This is a genomic window from Pseudomonas sp. FYR_7 (genome assembly GCF_043106155.1).
GTDB classification, from domain to species: Bacteria; Pseudomonadota; Gammaproteobacteria; order Pseudomonadales; family Pseudomonadaceae; genus Aquipseudomonas; species Aquipseudomonas parafulva_B.
Window position 1 is genome coordinate 115,175 of the sequence record NZ_JBICMI010000061.1, and the last position, 16,893, is coordinate 132,067.

The window sequence follows — 16,893 nt, forward strand, 5'->3', positions numbered from 1 at the left end:
TGGGTGGCGAGGGCGAGGGCGGGACGAAGGTCGCCGTCTGGCAGCAGTGCGGCTCCCCACAGCCTCGACAACGGTTGACCACCCGACAGCCACTGCGTAGCCTTGGCCGTTCGAGGTTCTCCGGCCAGGCCGGAGCTAAGACGGGAACGCGGTTCAAGCCGCGGCTGCCCCCGCAACTGTAGGCACCATCGATGGGTCGACACTGCCACTGCGCCAAGCGCGGGAAGGCGTCTTCTCCCCAGCCGGTCCTGATGACCGTGCCTGGCGCAGGTGCAAGCCAGGAGACCTGCCTCGCAACGTTTTCGACTTTAAACCGGGCGGGGTGATCCGGTGGCGAACATGCCTGGCCTGTTTGGTCGGCGGCGCTCGTCCTGCATGCCCGCGCCATTCTGCCAAGGGCACTGCAACATGAAAACACTGGCCAAGCTCCCCGTTACCATCGTCACCGGCTTCCTGGGCTCGGGCAAGACTACCCTGTTGCGCCACATGCTCGACAACGCACAGGGTCGGCGCATCGCCGTGATCGTCAACGAATTCGGCGAGCTGGGCATTGATGGCGACATCCTCAAGCAGTGCAGCATCGGCTGCACCGAGGAAGAGGCCAATGGCCGGGTGTACGAACTGGCCAACGGTTGCCTGTGCTGCACCGTCCAGGAAGAGTTCTTCCCGGTGATGCGCGAACTGGTGGCGCGCCGCGGCGAGCTGGACCATATCCTGATCGAAACCAGCGGCCTGGCGTTGCCCAAGCCGCTGGTACAAGCCTTCCAATGGCCTGAGATCCGTACCGCCTGCACCGTCGATGCGGTGATCACCGTGGTCGACAGCCCCGCCGTTGCCGCAGGCACTTTCGCCGCCTACCCGGACCAGGTCGACGCCCAGCGCAAGCTGGACCCGAACCTGGACCACGAGTCTCCCCTGCACGAATTGTTCGCTGACCAACTGGCCAGCGCCGACCTGGTTGTGTTGAACAAAGCCGACCTGATCGATGCCGATGGCCTGGCCAAGGTGCGTGCCGAGGTCGCCGAAGAGCTGCCAGCGGCTGTCAAAGTCATCGAAGCCAGCAGTGGCAAGTTGCCGCTGGAGGTGTTGCTGGGCCTGTGCGCCGAGTCCGAGCAGCACATCGACGCCCGCCCGACCCACCACGATGCCCATCACGACGGCGATGACCATGACGACCATGACCATGATGCCTTCGATTCCATCTCCATCGACCTCCCCGAATCCGATGAGCGGGTGCTGATCGAGGCGCTCAACCAACTGGTGGTCGAGTACGGCATCCTGCGCGTCAAAGGCTTCGCCGCCATCGCCGGCAAGCCGATGCGCTTGCTCATCCAGGGGGTAGGCACACGCTTCGACAAGCACTTCGACCGCGCCTGGCGCGCCGCAGAGCCTCGCGTCACGCGCCTGGTGCTGATCGGTCAGGACCTTGACCCCGCCCAGCTCGAAGCGCGTCTGCGCCACGCTCTGGGCGCCTGACCCATGCACCTGCTGCGGACCCAGCCCGGCGGCTTCGTGCCCGACGACAGCATTGCCGACCTCGGCCAGACGCCTGCCGAACTGGTCATCCTCTGCAGCGGGGATTCGCACCTGGCCTTGCTCGCCGACAGCGCCGAGCAGTTGCCCGGCGACTATCCCAGCCTGCGCCTGGCCAACCCCATGCAGGTGCAGAACCACGCTTCGGTCGACCTTTATGTCGATCAGGTCTTGCAGCACGCCAAGGTCATCCTGGTGTCGCTGCACGGCGGCGTGGGGTACTGGCGCTACGGTGTGGAACAGTTGGTTACGCTCGCCGAGCGCGGCGTGCACGTGATCCTGGTGCCCGGCGACGACCGTCCCGACCCGGAACTGACCGGGCTTGGGTCCGTGCAGGGCGCGCAAGCCGAGCAGTTGTGGCACTACCTGCGCCAGGGTGGCAAGGCCAACGCACTCAACCTGTTCTACTACCTAGCCAGTCAGTGGCTGGACCGTGACTATTCCTGGGCCGAGCCGCGGGCGTTGCCTCGCACGACGGTCTACCACCCACAAGTGGGCAGTGGGGCGCTGGAGGACTGGTACCCGCACTGGCATGCCGATCATCCGGTGGCGCCGATACTGTTCTATCGCTCGCACCTGCAAGCAGCGAACACGGCTTTCATCGATGTGTTCTGCCAGCGCCTGCAGGCAGCAGGTTTGAACCCGTTGCCGATTGCGGTGGCCAGCCTGAAGGAAAGCGCGTGCCTGGAACAGGTCGAAGCATGGCTCGACATGGTCGGCGCCGAGGTTGTGCTCAATACCACGGGTTTCGCCCTGTCCAGCCCGGAGCGTCCTAACCTGCGCCCGCTAAGACGAGACATACCCGTGTTGCAGGCCATCTGCGCGCAGGACAACCAACCGGGTTGGGAGGCCAGCGAGCAGGGCCTCGGCGCACGTGACCTGGCCATGCACATCGTGCTACCCGAACTGGACGGCCGCATCATCACCCGGCCGGTCAGCTTCAAGGACATGGCCTGGCACAGCGAACGCAGCCAATCGGATGTGGTGTGCTACCGCGCCCACCCCGAGCGCATGGATTTTGTGGCCGAGCTGGCACGGCGCTGGGTGACCCTGGCGCGCCAGCCCAATGCGCACAAGCGCGTGGCGTTGATCCTGGCCAACTACCCCACGCGCGATGGGCGCATCGGCAATGGCGTGGGCCTGGACACGCCGGCTGCGGCGCTCAATATCTTGCGTGCGCTGCGCACTGAAGGCTACCCGGTCAGCGAGCTGCCCGAGAGCGGTACCCAGCTGATCCATCAATTGCTGGGCGGTGTGACCAACGACCTCGACCAGATCGACCAGCGGCCCTGTGCCCAGAGCATGAGCCTGGTCGATTACCAGGGGGCGTTCGGCCGCCTGCCGGACGCCAACCGCCAGGCGGTACTGGAGCGCTGGGGGCCACCGGAGCAGGACCCGATGTTCCGCCAGGGCCGTTTGATGGTGGCAGGGGTGCGCATGGGGATGACCTTCGTCGGCATCCAGCCTGCTCGCGGCTATCAGGTAGACCCCAGCGCCGTTTATCACGATCCGGACCTGGTGCCACCCCATGGCTACCTGGCGTTCTATTTCTGGCTAAGGCATGTGTATGCGGCCGACGCTGTCATCCATGTCGGCAAGCACGGCAACCTGGAATGGCTGCCGGGCAAGGGGGTAGGGCTGTCCGATACGTGCTGGCCGGATGCGCTGCTCGGGCCGCTGCCCAACATCTATCCGTTCATCGTCAACGACCCAGGTGAGGGCGCGCAGGCCAAGCGACGCACGCAAGCCGTGATCATCGATCACCTGATGCCGCCGCTGACCCGCGCCGAGACTTATGGCCCGCTGCGCCACCTGGAGCAATTGGCCGACGAATTCTACGAAGCACAACTGCTCGACCCGCGCCGCGCCCGTGAGTTGCAACGCGACATCCTCGAACTGGTCAGGACCCACCACATCGACCGGGAATTGCAACTCGAAGGGCAGCTTGACGATGCAACCGTCTGGTTGCCACGCCTTGACACCTACCTGTGCGACCTCAAGGAATCGCAGATCCGCGATGGCTTGCATGTATTCGGCCAGTCGCCCGAGGGTCGGTTGCGCCTGAACACGCTGCTGGCATTGCTGCGGGTCGAGCGGGGCGATGGGCGTGGCGGCAATGCGAGTGTGTTGCGCGCGCTGGCCAAGGCACTGGTCCCTGGCTTCGATCCGCTGGACTGTGACCTGGGGCAACCCTGGCAAGGCCCACGGCCCACGCTACTGCTGAACATCAGCGACCAGGCCTGGCGTACGGCTGGCGATACCCGCGAGCGCCTCGAACTGCTGGCATTGCAGGTTATCGAGGGTGCGCTCGACGGCACGCTGCCAGCACTGGAGGCGGAACTTGGTCAACCCGTCCAGGCCGTTGTCGATCACCTGCGTGATACCGTGGCGCCGAGCCTGGATGCCTGTGGCGCCGCCGAGATGAACGGGCTGCTTGCAGCGCTCGCTGGGCGCTTCGTGCCTGCAGGGCCTAGTGGCGCGCCCAGCCGTGGTCGGCTTGACGTACTGCCCACAGGCCGCAATTTCTACACCGTCGATGTGCGCAACTTGCCGACCACCACAGCGTGGCGGCTAGGCTTCGCGTCGGCCAACCTGATACTCGAGCGTCATTTGCAAGACCATGGCGACCACTTGCGCCAGCTCGGGCTGTCGGTGTGGGGGACCGCGACCATGCGCACCGGTGGTGACGACATTGCCCAGGCCATGGCACTGATGGGTGTGCGGCCCGTTTGGGCCACCGGCAGCCAGCGGGTCGACGATTTCGAGATACTGCCCCTGAGCCTGCTGGACCGCCCGCGGGTGGACGTGACGCTGCGGGTGTCGGGTTTCTTCCGGGACGCCTTTGGCAGCCTCATCCGCCTGTTCGATGCTGCCGTTCAGGCCGTGGCCGGTCTTGATGAACCCGATGATCTGAACCCGTTGGCTGCGCGCGTGCGCAGCGAGCGTACGACCTTGCAGCAGCAGGGTGTAGACGCTGAGCAGGCGGCTCGCCAGGCCGGTTGGCGTGTCTTTGGCGCCAAGCCAGGTGCCTACGGGGCTGGCGTTCAGAATGTGATCGATGGGCGCCTGTGGCAAACCCGTGAAGACCTGGCCGAGGTCTACCTGAACCATGGCAGCTATGCCTATGGCGGGCAGGACGAGGGCACGCCGGCCAGGGCACAATTCGTCGAGCGCCTGAGCAAGGTGCAGGCGGTGCTGCAAAATCAGGACAATCACGAACATGACGTGCTCGACTCCAACGACTACTACCAGTTCCAGGGCGGCATGCTGGCAGCCACCGAAACGCTGGCCGGGTCGTCCGTGGCCAGTTACCACGGCGACCACAGCCAGGTGGACCGACCGCGCATCCGCACGTTAAAGGAAGAACTCAACCGCGTGATCCGCGCGCGTGCGCTGAACCCCAAGTGGATCGACGGCGTCAAACGCCACGGCTACAAAGGGGCGTTCGAGATGGCGGCGACGGTCGACAACCTGTTCGCCTTCGACGCCACGACGCACCTGATCGACGATCATCATTACCAGTCGCTGGCCGATGCCTATGTGCTGGACCCGGCGACCCGCGAATTCATGCGCGAGCACAACCCGCAGGCGCTGCGCGACCTCACCGAACGGCTGATCGAGGCGCAGCAACGCGGCCTCTGGCAGTCCCCGGGCGAGTACCGCGATGCCCTGGAAGAACAGCTGCTCGATGGCGAGGAACAGGCTTGAAATGAACGACGCTGCACAATTTCCCCTGGCCGCCGTGGTGGGGGCCGACGACTTGAAGTTGGCGCTGTGCCTGACGGCCATCGACCCCAGGATCGGCGGGGTGCTCATCGAAGGTCCGCGCGGCATGGCCAAGAGCACCCTGGCCCGCGGCTTGGCTGACCTGCTGGGCGATGGGCCTTTCGTGACCTTGCCGCTGGGCGCCAGTGAAGAGCGCCTGGTGGGCACACTCGACCTGGATGCGGCACTCGGGCAAGGCAAGGCGCAGTTCTCCCCCGGTGTGCTGGCTCAGGCCAATGGCGGCGTACTTTATGTGGATGAAGTCAACCTGCTGCCGGACACCTTGGTTGACTTGCTGCTCGATGTCGCCGCCAGTGGCACCAACCGTATCGAACGCGACGGCATCTCCCATCGTCACGATGCGCGCTTCGTCTTGATCGGCACCATGAACCCCGAAGAGGGCGAGTTGCGTCCCCAACTGCTCGACCGCTTCGGTCTGAATGTGGCGCTCGACGGTCTACCCGCACCTGATGCACGGCAACAGATCATCCGGCGTCGGCTGGCCTTCGACCATGACCCCCTGGCGTTCCGCGCCGAGTGGGCATCGGCCCAGGAGGGCTTGCGCAAGCGCTGTCATGCAGCGCGCCAGGCGCTGGACGACATCGCGCTGGATGACCGGACCTTGGCCAGTATCACCGAGCGCTGTTACGCCGCCGGAGTGGATGGGCTGCGGGCAGACCTGGTGTGGTTGCGCGCCGCCCGCGCTCACTGCGCATGGCGCGGGGCGGCGGCCATCGAGGTGTCTGACATCGACGCGGTGGAAGATTTCGCCTTGCGCCATCGCAGGCAGTCGCCTGCCCAGGCTACACCGCCCGCAGCCCCCGAACAGCCCCAGGCACAGACCGGCAGCAGCTCGGCCGAGAAAGGCGGGCAGGGGGATTGGGGTGCTTTGGCCCCACAGCCTGTGGCAAGCGGGCCAAGGCGTGAGGTGCCGAGCTGGGCAAAAAAGCCCTGAGCATCCGTCAGCCGGCCAAGACGACGGGTGCGCAAGCAGGCAAGGGTGCGCGCGCAGGTGCAAGCCGCGGTCGGGCCCAGGCTGCCAGTGCTGGCCAGGTCGCCTGGCTGCCGAGCCTGTTGAAGGGCCGGCCTCGGCACCGCGACGACTTGTGCTGGCACACCCGCAGAGGCGCACCGGCTCAGTTATGGCTGATCATCGTCGACGCCTCCGCCTCGACGCGTCGCCAGCAGGCGCTCGCGCACACCAAAGGGCTGTTGGCGACATTGTTCGACCATGCCTACCGCCAGCGCGCACGGCTGGCTTTGTTGACGGCAAGTGGCAGTGCACCGCAATGGCAGCGCCATGGGCTCAAGGCTTCGGCCGCGCTGCAACCTTGGTTGCAGGCGCTTGGGGCGGGAGGGGGCACCCCGTTGCTGCCGGCGCTGGAGCAAGCCAGGCAGTGGCTGGGCAATCGGCGCAAGGCCTATCCGAACGAGGAAGTACGCTGCCTGGTGTTCACGGACGGTCGTCTGCAGCAATGGGACCCTGTCGAGCCCTTGCCGTGCCCCACCTTGCTGGTTGACATGGAGCTGGCCCCGGTCCGGCTGGGCCGTGCTCGCCGGCTGGCGCAGCAACTGGCAGCAGACTATCAACACCTGCTTAGTTTCGAAGCGATGAAGTGATAACGGCGGGGTGCGGCAACAAGTCGCACGTTAGCAGGATGAAATATGCAGGGCCGCAAGTACATGTGCGTGGCAGAGCACGCACATGTCAACGCTGTTCATTTACTTGGGCATCGACCACGGCTGCAGGTGGTAGCCTTTTTCACAAAGTTCTGCGCGTACTTCCTCGATCAGGTTAAGCCACTGAGCTTTGTCGGAATAAGTTTGCGAGTTTACCTGTTTGCTGCCGATGCGGGTGCTGGTACGGTCGATGACCGCCAGGCTCAGGTCGCCAGTGCCGTTGGGGGCGTCCCAGGCCACGCAGTGGAAGGGTTCGAAGGCGTGGTCGGCGATCAGCAGTGCTTCGTTGACACGGAGCGGGGCATTCATGGTTCGGTCTCTCTGTGGTCCCAAACATTCAAGTGACGTCCGCGTTGCTTCAAGGTCGCCTCATGTATCGCGAAATGCAGCGCGGGGTTATGTGTACTGATGCTCGATAGTCGGCATTGAGTCACATGGGTGCAGCAAAATAATCAACGATTATTCATTTTTGTTTCAACGCGCCCCATGTGAGGACGTTAACCATCGAAAATTCCCTGGCGAAATTAGGAAAAGCAGTGTTGGCAGACAGACGGTCATAGGCACCGTCAACTTAATTGCTACTGTTATTCGGGCGCCACAACTTACTGTTTTATTTCAAGAAACCAATACTTGGCGCCAAGGATCGGTCATGCAACAAACCGCAGTGCAACGCCGCCTGCTCATCGTCGATCCTTGTGACGATTGCCACCGCCTGACGCCAGGCTTGGTTCAGGCCGGGTGGGAGGTCGCCAGCTGCGCTTTGGCGCAGGCGCTGGAGCATCGTTGCGATGTAGGTGTACTGCGCCTGGATGAAGCGCACCTCAAGCACCCTGACGTGGTCAAGGACATGATCAAGCGCAGCAACACCGAGTGGATTGCGGTGCTGAGTGCCGAACAACTGCGCTCCCCGGCCGTCGGCGATTTCGTCTGTGAATGGTTCTTTGATTTCCATACATTACCCTTCGACGAATCGCGGGTGCAGGTCACTCTGGGCCGGGCCTTCGGCATGGCGCGGCTGCGTGGCAAGGGCACGGTCAAGGCATTCGACACCCAGGATGAGCTACTGGGTGAGAGCCGGCCGATTCGAGAATTGCGCAAGCTGCTGGGTAAGCTGGCACCGACCGAGTCGCCTGTGCTGATACGCGGTGAAAGCGGCACGGGGAAGGAACTGGTGGCGCGTACGCTGCACCGCCAGTCCCAGCGCAGCGGGCAGCCTTTCGTGGCGATCAACTGCGGGGCCATTCCCGAGCACCTGATTCAGTCCGAACTGTTCGGGCACGAAAAGGGCGCGTTCACAGGCGCCCACCAACGCAAGATCGGTCGCATCGAAGCCGCTAACGGCGGCACGCTGTTTCTCGATGAAATCGGCGACCTGCCACTGGAACTGCAGGCCAATCTGCTGCGCTTTCTCCAGGAAAAGCACATCGAGCGAGTGGGAGGCAGCCAGCCAGTACCGGTGGATGTACGGGTGTTGGCCGCCACCCACGTCGATTTGGAAAAGGCCATCGAGCAGGGCCGCTTCCGGGAAGACCTGTACTACCGTTTGAACGTCCTGCAGGTGGTCACCGCCCCGTTACGTGACCGCCATGGCGATCTGTCGATGCTGGCCAATCATTTTGCCCATTTCTACAGCCTGGAAACCGGCAGGCGGCCACGCTCTTTCAGTGAGCACGCGCTGATGGCCATGGGCCGGCACGATTGGCCGGGTAACGTGCGTGAGCTGGCCAATCGGGTGCGGCGTGGGCTGGTGCTTGCCGAAGGGCGCCAGATCGAGGCCAAGGACCTGGGTTTGCAGCCGTTTGCACAACAGCCGCCGCTGGGCACGCTGGAGGAGTACAAGCACAAGGCCGAGCGCCAGGCGTTGTGCGATGTGCTGGACCGTCACAGCGACAACCTCAGCGTTGCAGCCAAGGTGCTGGGCATCTCGCGGCCGACCTTCTACCGTTTGTTGCACAAGCACCAGATACGCTGAAACGCGCCTCAGTGAGGCGCGCGGACGATGGTCTTGAGCAGGTCTTCCGGGCTGATGTGGCCTACGACCTGGGCCACGGCGCTGCCAGGGGTGGGCAGGTCGATGATGTGGTTCTTCATCTTGCCGATCACGTGCATCTCGCAGGGTTTGCAGTCGAACTTCAGGGTCAGTACTTCATCCCCTTGGACCAGCTGCATCGGCGCCACCTTGGTACGCACCCCGGTCACCCCTTTGGCCTGCTTGGGGCACAGGTTGAAGGAGAAGCGCAGGCAGTGCTTGGTGATCATCACCGGCACTTCACCGTGTTCTTCGTGGGCTTCATAGGCCGCGTCGATCAACTGCACACCATGACGGTGGTAGAAATCCCGGGCTTTCTGATTGTAGACGTTGGCCAGGAACGACAGGTGCGACTCGGGATACACCGGTGGTGGCGAGGTTTCCGGCTTGCGCCGGCCGTGGGGGTGCGCCTGTATGCGTTGCTCGGTCAGCGTCTCGATGGCCTGCCGGCGCAGGGCCTTGAGCTGCGAATTGGGAATGAAGAACGCCTGCGGGGCATCCAGTTCGATGCTGTCGGCGTGGTAGAGCGTGGTGCCGAGCTGGCCAAGCAGGTCGTGCAGTTGGTCCAGCGCCTGCTCGGGCTTGTTCGCCGGGCCGAATGGGCCATCCAGGGCGACCTGCACTTGCACGCCTTCCTCGCTGGTCACGTTCAGGGTCAAGCGCTCCTGGCGCAGCACCGCCTGCCAGCTTACACCGATGCGGCGTTCGGCCGACGTACGCTGCAGGGCCTGCTGCCAATTGTGGTCCAGGTTACGCGAAAGCGGATGGTTTGGCCTTAGCTTGTGCAGCCCGGCAGGCATCTCGTTCGGTTCCACCCGGTAGCGGAAGCGCTTTTGGCCGTCTTCTTCGAATTCGCCGCGTGCCTCGGCAATGTTGGCCCTGAAGCCTACCACTTCACGCTTGACCAGCACATTGAGGCCATCCCCGTTGGTCAACGGCACGTCGGTGACGACCTGCAGGTCGCGCTTGCCCACTTTCTCCACCACACCCACTGGCAGGCCGGTGAAGGTAGGGGAGTCGAAAGCGCCGATATCGACCTTGCGGTCAGTCACGAAGTAATCGGTGCTGCCGCGGTGGAACGTCTTGTCCGGGTCCGGTACGAAGAAGTGTGCGGTACGACCGCTCGAGGCGCGGGCCAAGCCAGGACGGTCTTCCAGGATGGCGTCGAGCTCCTTGCGGTAATGGGCCGTGATGTTCTTCACGTAGCCCATGTCCTTGTAGCGCCCTTCGATCTTGAACGAGCGCACACCGGCATCGACCAGGTCGCGCAGATTGGCGGTCTGGTTGTTGTCCTTCATCGACAGCAGGTGCTTTTCGAACGCCACCACCCGGCCTTGGTCGTCCTTGAGCGTGTAGGGCAGACGGCACGCCTGGGAGCAGTCGCCCCGGTTGGCGCTGCGACCGGTCTGGGCGTGAGAGATGTTGCATTGCCCGGAGAACGCCACGCACAACGCGCCATGGATGAAGAACTCGATGGCGGCGTCGGTTTCGGCTGCGATGGCTCGGATTTGCTGCAGGTTCAGCTCGCGTGCAAGTACCAGCTGAGAAAAGCCAGCCTGGTCGAGAAACTTGGCCCGCTCCAGGGTACGAATGTCGGTCTGGGTACTGGCATGCAGCTCGATGGGCGGAATGTCGAGCTCCATGACCCCCAGGTCCTGCACGATCAGCGCATCGACGCCAGCGTCGTACAGCTGGTGAATCAGCGCGCGCGCCGGCTCCAGCTCGTTGTCGTGCAAGATGGTATTGATGGTGGTGAATACGCGCGCATGGTAGCGATGGGCGAACTCGACCAGCGCGGCGATATCGCCCACCTCGTTGCAGGCATTATGGCGTGCGCCAAAGCTAGGGCCGCCGATATAGATGGCATCGGCGCCATGCAGGATAGCCTCGCGGGCAATGGCCACGTCGCGGGCAGGGCTGAGCAGTTCCAGGTGATGCTTGGGAAGGGACATGTCGTTATGGTTTCGGCTGTCACGGTATAGCCGGGCATTGTACCGACGATTGTGCTGGGCGACACCCTCAGGCTGTGCTAGCCGGATGAATGTATCCTTTCACGTTCTGCCTGCGTTTCAACAACCTGATATTTGTGGCAGTTGCCTATCTTAGGCGCTCTTGACAGAGTAGGGCTGATAAAATCAGTGGTATTAGGAGATGGGTAACATGTACGGGCCGACGTCCGCCTCAAGACGAGACCGCTCAAGCCCTGTTGCACGTACGGCCTACACCCCGTATGGCTACAGCGCGATCACTCGCTCTTCCCAGACTGGTTACGTCGGGGCAGTACAGGAGGCGCTGCGGGGCTGTTATGGCTTTGGCCAGGGCTATCGCTACCTCAGCAGTGTCTTGATGCGATTTGAAACACCCGATTCGTTGAGTCCCTTCGAACAAGGAGGCCTTAACGCCTATGCGTATTGCGCAGGCGATCCAGTCAATCGCGTTGACCCCACCGGACATGCGTTCCAATGGTTAAAGTTTTTGAAGCGGTTCAAGCGGCGCAAACCTACGCCCATGACGGTGGCAGAGCCGGCATTCGATCCTAAATTGGCGCAGTCCGCAAAAACAGTTAAGCGCACTGTCGACTTTATACTGCGCCCAGAGAACGGCGCTGATATGCGCAGCCTTCTCAGCGCTAGGTTACGCGATAACGACTTCAGACAATCCGCGGTGCCGGTGCTTGGTACCGACAGGCTTGATCGGCTGGAATCCAATCAAAAGGCTTGGGAGACCTTCGCCCCCGGTGAGTATCGGAAAAGGCCCTCCACCCAAATTCATGAACGTGATGCTGACATACTGAGGCGCTACGCCGCCGCAGTCGGTACCCTTACCGGCTCTGGGGTCCCACCGCGAATTTTCGAAGGGCAGCTCAGAACTCTTCAACATGCTGCAATGGCAAAGCTCGACCATTCCGCTTGGCTTGAACTCAAAAACATCAGGAAGCAGCTTTAGCTCATGTTCTTGCACTGTTCCTGTCGGTCTAGACAGAGGCCGGCCACTGCGTTGCATCGCGAGCACTGGTGCGAGTCAAGCACGCCCGGTCCCAGCCGACGCCAATGGGCGGCATCCAGTACTCATCTGCAATCTGCCACCAGCCAGTAGGCGGATTGTGTGTCAATTCTTGGCCGCCATCGCCGTCACTTCCACGCGCATGCCCTCGAACGCGAGCGCCGCCACGCCTACGGCGGCGCGCACTGGCCAGGGTTTGGCGAAGAAACGCTGGTACACCTGGTTGAAGGCGGCGCGGTCGGCCATGTCGGTCAGGTAGATGGTCAGGTGCAGCACCCGGTCCATACCGCTGCCGGCTTTCTCCAGAGCATCCTTCAAGGCCTGCAGCGTGCATTCGCTTTGCTCGACGATATCTCCCAACGCGAGGCTACCGTCAGGGTGCACCGGAACCTGAGTGGTTACCAGCATCCCGTTGTATTCGGCGACATCGGAGGAAATGGATTCTGGGTCGCTGTCTGGGGTGTAGACGATATCAGCATGTGCCATGGGGTCTGCCTTGCACGGTGGAAAAGCCTCAAGCCTACGCGAGCGGCCTGCGCCGGTCGAGAGGCCGGTTTTTTGCAAAGCGCGGCATTCACGGTCAGAATCGCCGCCATTGCAGAGAGGCTTACCGTGAACGAACACACCTTGTCCATGCGCCTGGAGCGTGTGGCCACCCATGTGCCCCAGGGCGCGCGTCTGGCTGATATCGGTTCTGATCATGGCTATTTACCCGTAGCGTTGATGCTTCGCGAGCGCATCGAGTACGCAGTGGCCGGGGAGGTGGCCAGCCCCCCTTATGCGGCCGCTCAGCGTAACGTGCGCAAGCAGGGGCTCGAGTCGCGCATTGCCGTGCGCCTGGCCGATGGTTTGGCCGCCATCGCCCCTGAGGACCGCATCACGGCCGTGAGCCTGTGCGGCATGGGCGGCGAGACCCTGTGCGAGATTCTTGAAGCGGGCAGAGCTCGTTTGGCGGGTGTCGAGCGCCTGGTATTACAACCCAATGGCGCCGAACCGCAGGTGCGACAGTGGCTGATGAGCAACGGCTACCGTATCGTCGCTGAAGAGGTGCTGCGCGAGCACCGCTTCGACTACGAAATCATCGTGGCAGAACCTGGTCATGCGGCCTACAGTCCTCAGCAGGTGTATTTCGGCCCCTTGTTGATGCGGGACCATGGCCAGGCATTTCACGTGAAGTGGCAGCGCATGCTCGGGCAAAAAAAGCAGACCCTTGCCAATTTCGCCCAGGCCCGCGTCGCAGTGCCGCCGGCCAAGGTCGCCGACTTCGAACAACAGGTGGACTGGATCACCCGCCTGCTGGCCGAACGCCCCCACCTCGAGGACTAGCTTTCATGGACATGTTGCAGGCCATGCGTACCTTCGTCCGGGTGGTGGAGTGCGGCAGCTTCGCCGCGGCGGCCAACGCGCTGGACATCTCCGCCGCGCAGGTCTCGCGCATCGTGGCGGAGCTGGAGAATCAGCTGCAAACCCGCTTGCTGCACCGCACCACCCGACGCTTGCGCATGAGCGAGGCGGGGGAGCGTTTTCTCGAGCGCGCACGGCAGATACTGCTATTGACCGACGAGGCAGTGGGGGAGGCACGTGGTGCTCACCTCACGCCCCGTGGCCGGCTGCGTGTGCATTGCCCCCATGGGCTTGGGTTGTTGTTGATGCCATTGGTGGCAGGCTACAACGCGCTTTGTCCCGAAGTGGTCATCGAGCTCACGCTTTCCCAGCGCAACCCCGACCCGCTTGCTGAAGGGCATGATGTGGTCATCACCGTCGACCAGGCATTGCCGGACTCACAGCTGATTGCCGTCCCCTTGGGCGCGATTTTCAGCATTGCCTGTGCCGCGCCCGGTTATCTGCATGAAAAAGGCGTACCTGCACGGCCCGACGACCTGCACCAGCATCGCTGCCTGCGCATGGCCTACCCGCTGTACGAGGGTGACTGGGTGTTCCCGCAGGCAGGTGGCGATTGCGTCATCGCACCCCAGGACAGCTTCATGACCAACGTGGCGGACGCCATGCTGGTCGCCAGCGAGTTGGGCATGGGTATCGGCCTGTTGCCGTTCTACACCGCCAGCCTGGCCATGGAGCAAGGGCGCCTGTGCCGGGTGCTGGCGGACTACCGGCTGCGGGAAAATGCCTTGTATGCGATTTACCCCTCACGGCATTACCTGGATGCCAAGGTCCGAACCTGGATCGACTACCTCAAGGAGCGGCTGCCGCCGATTTTCGCTGCCCACGCCCAGGTGGTCGAAGACCCCCGTTATTGCCGCTGACGGCAGCGGGGCACAAGCCCCGCCGCCCGTCCAAGCCTGGCCAGGAAGGCCGGGCCTTACAGCGCGTAGTGTTTAAGCTCACGTGCGATCAACATCCGCTGGATTTCGCTCGACCCTTCATAGATCTGGGTGATGCGCGCATCGCGGTAATGCCGCTCGACCGGATAATCCTCAAGGTAGCCGTAGCCACCATGGACCTGTATGGCCATCGAGCACACCCGCTCGGCCATCTCAGAGGCAAACAGCTTGGCCTGTGACGCTTCGGACAGGCACGGTCTGCCAGCGCTGCGCAGGCGCGCGGCGTGCAGGATGAGCAAGCGCGCCGCATTGATCTGCACCTGCATGTCGGCCAGCAGGTTGGCGATGCTCTGATGTTCGTGGATTGGCTTGCCGAACTGAATACGTTCCCGGGCGTAGCCCAGCGCTGCTTCGAAGGCAGCCCTGGCGATGCCCAGTGCCTGGGCCGCAATGCCGATTCGCCCGCCTTCGAGATTGGACAGGGCGATCGCCAGGCCTTTACCGCGCTCGCCCAGCAGGTTGGCAGCCGGAATGCGGCATTGCTCGAGCGTCACCGCGCAGGTATCGGAGGCGCGAATACCCATTTTGTGTTCGGTGCGATCGACCTTGAAGCCGGGGTTGTCGGTAGGTACGAGAAACGCCGACAGCCCTTTCTTGCCAAGCTCCGGATCGGTCACGGCGAACACGACGGCCAGCCCGGCGCGACGGGCATTGCTGACGAACTGCTTGCTGCCGTTGATCACCCATTGCCCGTCGACCAGTTCGGCGCGCGTGCGCAGGTTATGGGCTTCGGATCCCGCCTGGGGCTCGGTCAGGCAGAAGCAGCCAATCACCTGGCCACTGGCCAGCCGCGGCAACCAGTGCTGCTGCTGTTCGGGGCTACCGTAGGCCAGCAATGGGCCGCACCCTACCGAGTTGTGGATGCTCATCAAGGCCCCGGTGGAGCCACACCCGACTGAAATCTCTTCGACCGCCAGCGCATAGGCCACGTAGTCGGTATAGCTGCCGCCGAAGTCCTCGGGGACCACCATGCCCAGCAAGCCAAGCTCACCCATGCTGCGCACGACGGCGTCATCGATCCAGCCAGCCTTTTCCCACGCCTGGGCGTGGTGCGCGATCTCGCCGCGGGCGAAGTCGCGGGCCATGTCGCGGATCATGATCTGCTCTTCGCTCAGTTCCACGTCTTGCATCTGCTGCTCCCAGGCTCAAAGGCCTTCGAAGAATTGGTCGATCCGCTGGCGCTCCAGGCCCTGCAAGGTAGGGGGATTCCACCGCGGTTGCTTGTCCTTGTCGATGATCAAGGCGCGCACGCCCTCGATGATGTCGCCGTGCTGGAACCACTGGCGATCCAGGTGCAACTCCATCGCGAAGCAGTCTTCCAGGCTTAACTGTCGACCGCGGCGCAACATCTGCAACGTCACGGCCATGGCCAGGGGGGATCGGGTTTCCAACAGATCAGCAGTGGCCACGGCCCAGGCATGGCTATCGCCGATGCTGACGGCGCGCAACTGCTCGACGATGGCTGAGATATCGGGCAAGGCGAAGAAATGATCGATCGCTGGACGGAGCGCGGCCAGTGGCGGGCCTTCAAGCGTCTGGGTGCCCAGGCGCGCCAACAGGTTCTGCAAGTCCTTGAGCGGATTGTCACTCAGGGATAACTGGTCCAGCTCCCGATCAAGGGCCTCGATCTTGTCACTCGTCACATACCAGTTGGCCAGGCCGCAATACAGGGCATCGGCCGCTTGGACTTGTGTACCGGTTACGCCGAGGTAGGTCCCCAGCTCGCCCGGCAGGCGTGACAGGAAGTAGCTGCCCCCTACGTCGGGGAAATAGCCGATGCCTACCTCTGGCATGCCCAGGCGGCTGCGCTCGGTGACCACGCGCAGGTCGCAGCCCTGTGCCAGGCCCATGCCACCGCCGAGGGTGAAGCCGTCCATGAGCACCAAAATGGGCTTGCGGTAGCGGTGTATCAGCAAGTCCAGGGCATATTCTTCGGCGAAGAAAGCCTCGTGCAGGTCGTCGCCGGCTTTGTAGCTGTCATGCAGCGAGCGGATGTCGCCACCGGCGCAGAAGCCCTTCGGGCCTTCGCCGCGCAAGACGATGGCGCGTACGTTCGGGTCGTTAGCCCAGGCGTCCAGGTGCTTGCGCAAGCTGCGCACCATGTCCAAAGTCAGGGCGTTCAATCCGGCGGGGCGGTTGAGACGCAGGTGGCCGATCTGGTTGCGAACCTCGCTCAGGATGTGTTCGGTAACCGGCGTTTGAATAAGCGCTGTCATTGCGGTCTCCCTGCTTGTTATTGATTTTCCATGTGAAATCTGGAGTTCGCTGGAGGATCGCTGGATCCTGGCATGCGAATTTGCCTCGTACAATCGACAATTGTGCAGGGGCATCGTGCATTTTTGCGCCGGTGCCCGTTGTGCTGTGAGTCCGCGTCGGTTGGAACCAGCCTTGAGGGTTCATCGCCGTTCACTGTAGCTGCGAATCAGGCGCCAAGGGTGCGTTATCGGCGCCACGCTATGGCTATTACAAGTGTTACAAGCGGGGCTCTTGGCTTGAAAGCACCGTGGGAGAGGGTTAGTCTTCGCGGGCTGTTGTAAATCC

The 16,893-nt window shown here is 63.1% G+C and carries 13 protein-coding genes and 1 riboswitch; of the genes, 8 read left to right on the forward strand and 5 right to left on the reverse strand.

Features of this window, described 5'->3' with window-relative positions; all coding sequences use genetic code 11:
- Nucleotides 1-96 precede the first annotated feature (96 nt).
- Nucleotides 97-309: riboswitch (cobalamin riboswitch) on the forward strand.
- A 99-nt stretch (nt 310-408) separates the two neighbouring features.
- The 4 genes from cobW to ACF8R3_RS15550 all read left to right on the forward strand — a co-directional run bounded on the left by cobW (nt 409) and on the right by ACF8R3_RS15550 (nt 6,918).
- Nucleotides 409-1,476, forward strand: coding sequence for a cobalamin biosynthesis protein CobW (gene cobW, locus ACF8R3_RS15535; protein ID WP_392515851.1), 1,068 nt, complete (start codon nt 409-411; stop codon nt 1,474-1,476).
- A 3-nt stretch (nt 1,477-1,479) separates the two neighbouring features.
- Entirely contained in the window at nt 1,480-5,241 is a 3,762-nt protein-coding gene (cobN, locus tag ACF8R3_RS15540) for a cobaltochelatase subunit CobN (RefSeq protein WP_392515852.1), read from the forward strand.
- A 1-nt stretch (nt 5,242) separates the two neighbouring features.
- Entirely contained in the window at nt 5,243-6,253 is a 1,011-nt protein-coding gene (locus ACF8R3_RS15545; protein ID WP_078478555.1) for an ATP-binding protein, read from the forward strand.
- A gap of 119 nt (nt 6,254-6,372) precedes the next feature.
- Nucleotides 6,373-6,918: a VWA domain-containing protein gene (locus ACF8R3_RS15550; RefSeq protein ID WP_392515853.1), complete on the forward strand. Its 546-nt coding sequence runs from the start codon at nt 6,373-6,375 to the stop codon at nt 6,916-6,918.
- Nucleotides 6,919-7,020: 102 nt separating this feature from the next.
- Here ACF8R3_RS15550 and ACF8R3_RS15555 read toward each other — a convergent pair whose 3' ends face one another.
- Nucleotides 7,021-7,287: a hypothetical protein gene (locus ACF8R3_RS15555; protein ID WP_058638293.1), complete on the reverse strand. Its 267-nt coding sequence runs from the start codon at nt 7,285-7,287 to the stop codon at nt 7,021-7,023.
- Between the two features lie 340 nt (nt 7,288-7,627).
- Here ACF8R3_RS15555 and ACF8R3_RS15560 point away from each other — a divergent pair, with 340 nt between their 5' ends.
- Complete coding sequence (locus ACF8R3_RS15560) at nt 7,628-8,950, forward strand: sigma-54 dependent transcriptional regulator (RefSeq protein WP_058638292.1); 1,323 nt, start codon at nt 7,628-7,630, stop codon at nt 8,948-8,950.
- Nucleotides 8,951-8,958: 8 nt separating this feature from the next.
- On the opposite strand, the gene ACF8R3_RS15565 is transcribed toward ACF8R3_RS15560, so the two are convergent.
- Complete coding sequence (locus tag ACF8R3_RS15565) at nt 8,959-10,959, reverse strand: U32 family peptidase (protein WP_196121675.1); 2,001 nt, start codon at nt 10,957-10,959, stop codon at nt 8,959-8,961.
- Nucleotides 10,960-11,167: 208 nt separating this feature from the next.
- On the opposite strand from ACF8R3_RS15565, the gene ACF8R3_RS15570 reads away from it, so the two are divergent.
- Nucleotides 11,168-11,953, forward strand: a complete 786-nt coding sequence (locus ACF8R3_RS15570; RefSeq protein WP_392515854.1) for an RHS repeat-associated core domain-containing protein — start codon at nt 11,168-11,170, stop codon at nt 11,951-11,953.
- A 162-nt stretch (nt 11,954-12,115) separates the two neighbouring features.
- On the opposite strand, the gene ACF8R3_RS15575 is transcribed toward ACF8R3_RS15570, so the two are convergent.
- Nucleotides 12,116-12,496 carry a RidA family protein gene (locus tag ACF8R3_RS15575; RefSeq protein WP_196126662.1) on the reverse strand — a complete coding sequence of 127 codons (381 nt, stop codon included), beginning with the start codon at nt 12,494-12,496 and terminating at the stop codon, nt 12,116-12,118.
- Nucleotides 12,497-12,622: 126 nt separating this feature from the next.
- Here ACF8R3_RS15575 and ACF8R3_RS15580 point away from each other — a divergent pair, with 126 nt between their 5' ends.
- Both ACF8R3_RS15580 and ACF8R3_RS15585 read left to right on the forward strand, forming a co-directional pair.
- Entirely contained in the window at nt 12,623-13,336 is a 714-nt protein-coding gene (locus ACF8R3_RS15580; protein ID WP_197844066.1) for a tRNA (adenine(22)-N(1))-methyltransferase TrmK, read from the forward strand.
- A gap of 5 nt (nt 13,337-13,341) precedes the next feature.
- Nucleotides 13,342-14,274: a LysR family transcriptional regulator gene (locus tag ACF8R3_RS15585; protein WP_058638288.1), complete on the forward strand. Its 933-nt coding sequence runs from the start codon at nt 13,342-13,344 to the stop codon at nt 14,272-14,274.
- Nucleotides 14,275-14,330: 56 nt separating this feature from the next.
- Here ACF8R3_RS15585 and ACF8R3_RS15590 read toward each other — a convergent pair whose 3' ends face one another.
- Complete coding sequence (locus ACF8R3_RS15590; RefSeq protein WP_392515855.1) at nt 14,331-15,482, reverse strand: acyl-CoA dehydrogenase family protein; 1,152 nt, start codon at nt 15,480-15,482, stop codon at nt 14,331-14,333.
- A gap of 15 nt (nt 15,483-15,497) precedes the next feature.
- Nucleotides 15,498-16,568 (reverse strand): enoyl-CoA hydratase/isomerase family protein, encoded by a 1,071-nt coding sequence (locus ACF8R3_RS15595; RefSeq protein WP_196126665.1) that lies wholly within the window; start codon nt 16,566-16,568, stop codon nt 15,498-15,500.
- Between the last annotated feature and the right edge of the window lie 325 nt (nt 16,569-16,893).

Coding starts and splice junctions, on each gene's coding strand:
- ACF8R3_RS15545 (WP_078478555.1), top strand. CDS start 5,243: ATGAACGACGCTGCACAATTTCCCCTGGCCGCCGTGGTGGGGGCCGAC.
- ACF8R3_RS15575 (WP_196126662.1), bottom strand. CDS start 12,496: ATGGCACATGCTGATATCGTCTACACCCCAGACAGCGACCCAGAATCC.
- ACF8R3_RS15590 (WP_392515855.1), bottom strand. CDS start 15,482: ATGCAAGACGTGGAACTGAGCGAAGAGCAGATCATGATCCGCGACATG.
- ACF8R3_RS15555 (WP_058638293.1), bottom strand. CDS start 7,287: ATGAATGCCCCGCTCCGTGTCAACGAAGCACTGCTGATCGCCGACCAC.
- ACF8R3_RS15570 (WP_392515854.1), top strand. CDS start 11,168: ATGTACGGGCCGACGTCCGCCTCAAGACGAGACCGCTCAAGCCCTGTT.
- ACF8R3_RS15585 (WP_058638288.1), top strand. CDS start 13,342: ATGGACATGTTGCAGGCCATGCGTACCTTCGTCCGGGTGGTGGAGTGC.
- ACF8R3_RS15560 (WP_058638292.1), top strand. CDS start 7,628: ATGCAACAAACCGCAGTGCAACGCCGCCTGCTCATCGTCGATCCTTGT.
- cobN (WP_392515852.1), top strand. CDS start 1,480: ATGCACCTGCTGCGGACCCAGCCCGGCGGCTTCGTGCCCGACGACAGC.
- ACF8R3_RS15565 (WP_196121675.1), bottom strand. CDS start 10,959: ATGTCCCTTCCCAAGCATCACCTGGAACTGCTCAGCCCTGCCCGCGAC.
- ACF8R3_RS15595 (WP_196126665.1), bottom strand. CDS start 16,568: ATGACAGCGCTTATTCAAACGCCGGTTACCGAACACATCCTGAGCGAG.
- cobW (WP_392515851.1), top strand. CDS start 409: ATGAAAACACTGGCCAAGCTCCCCGTTACCATCGTCACCGGCTTCCTG.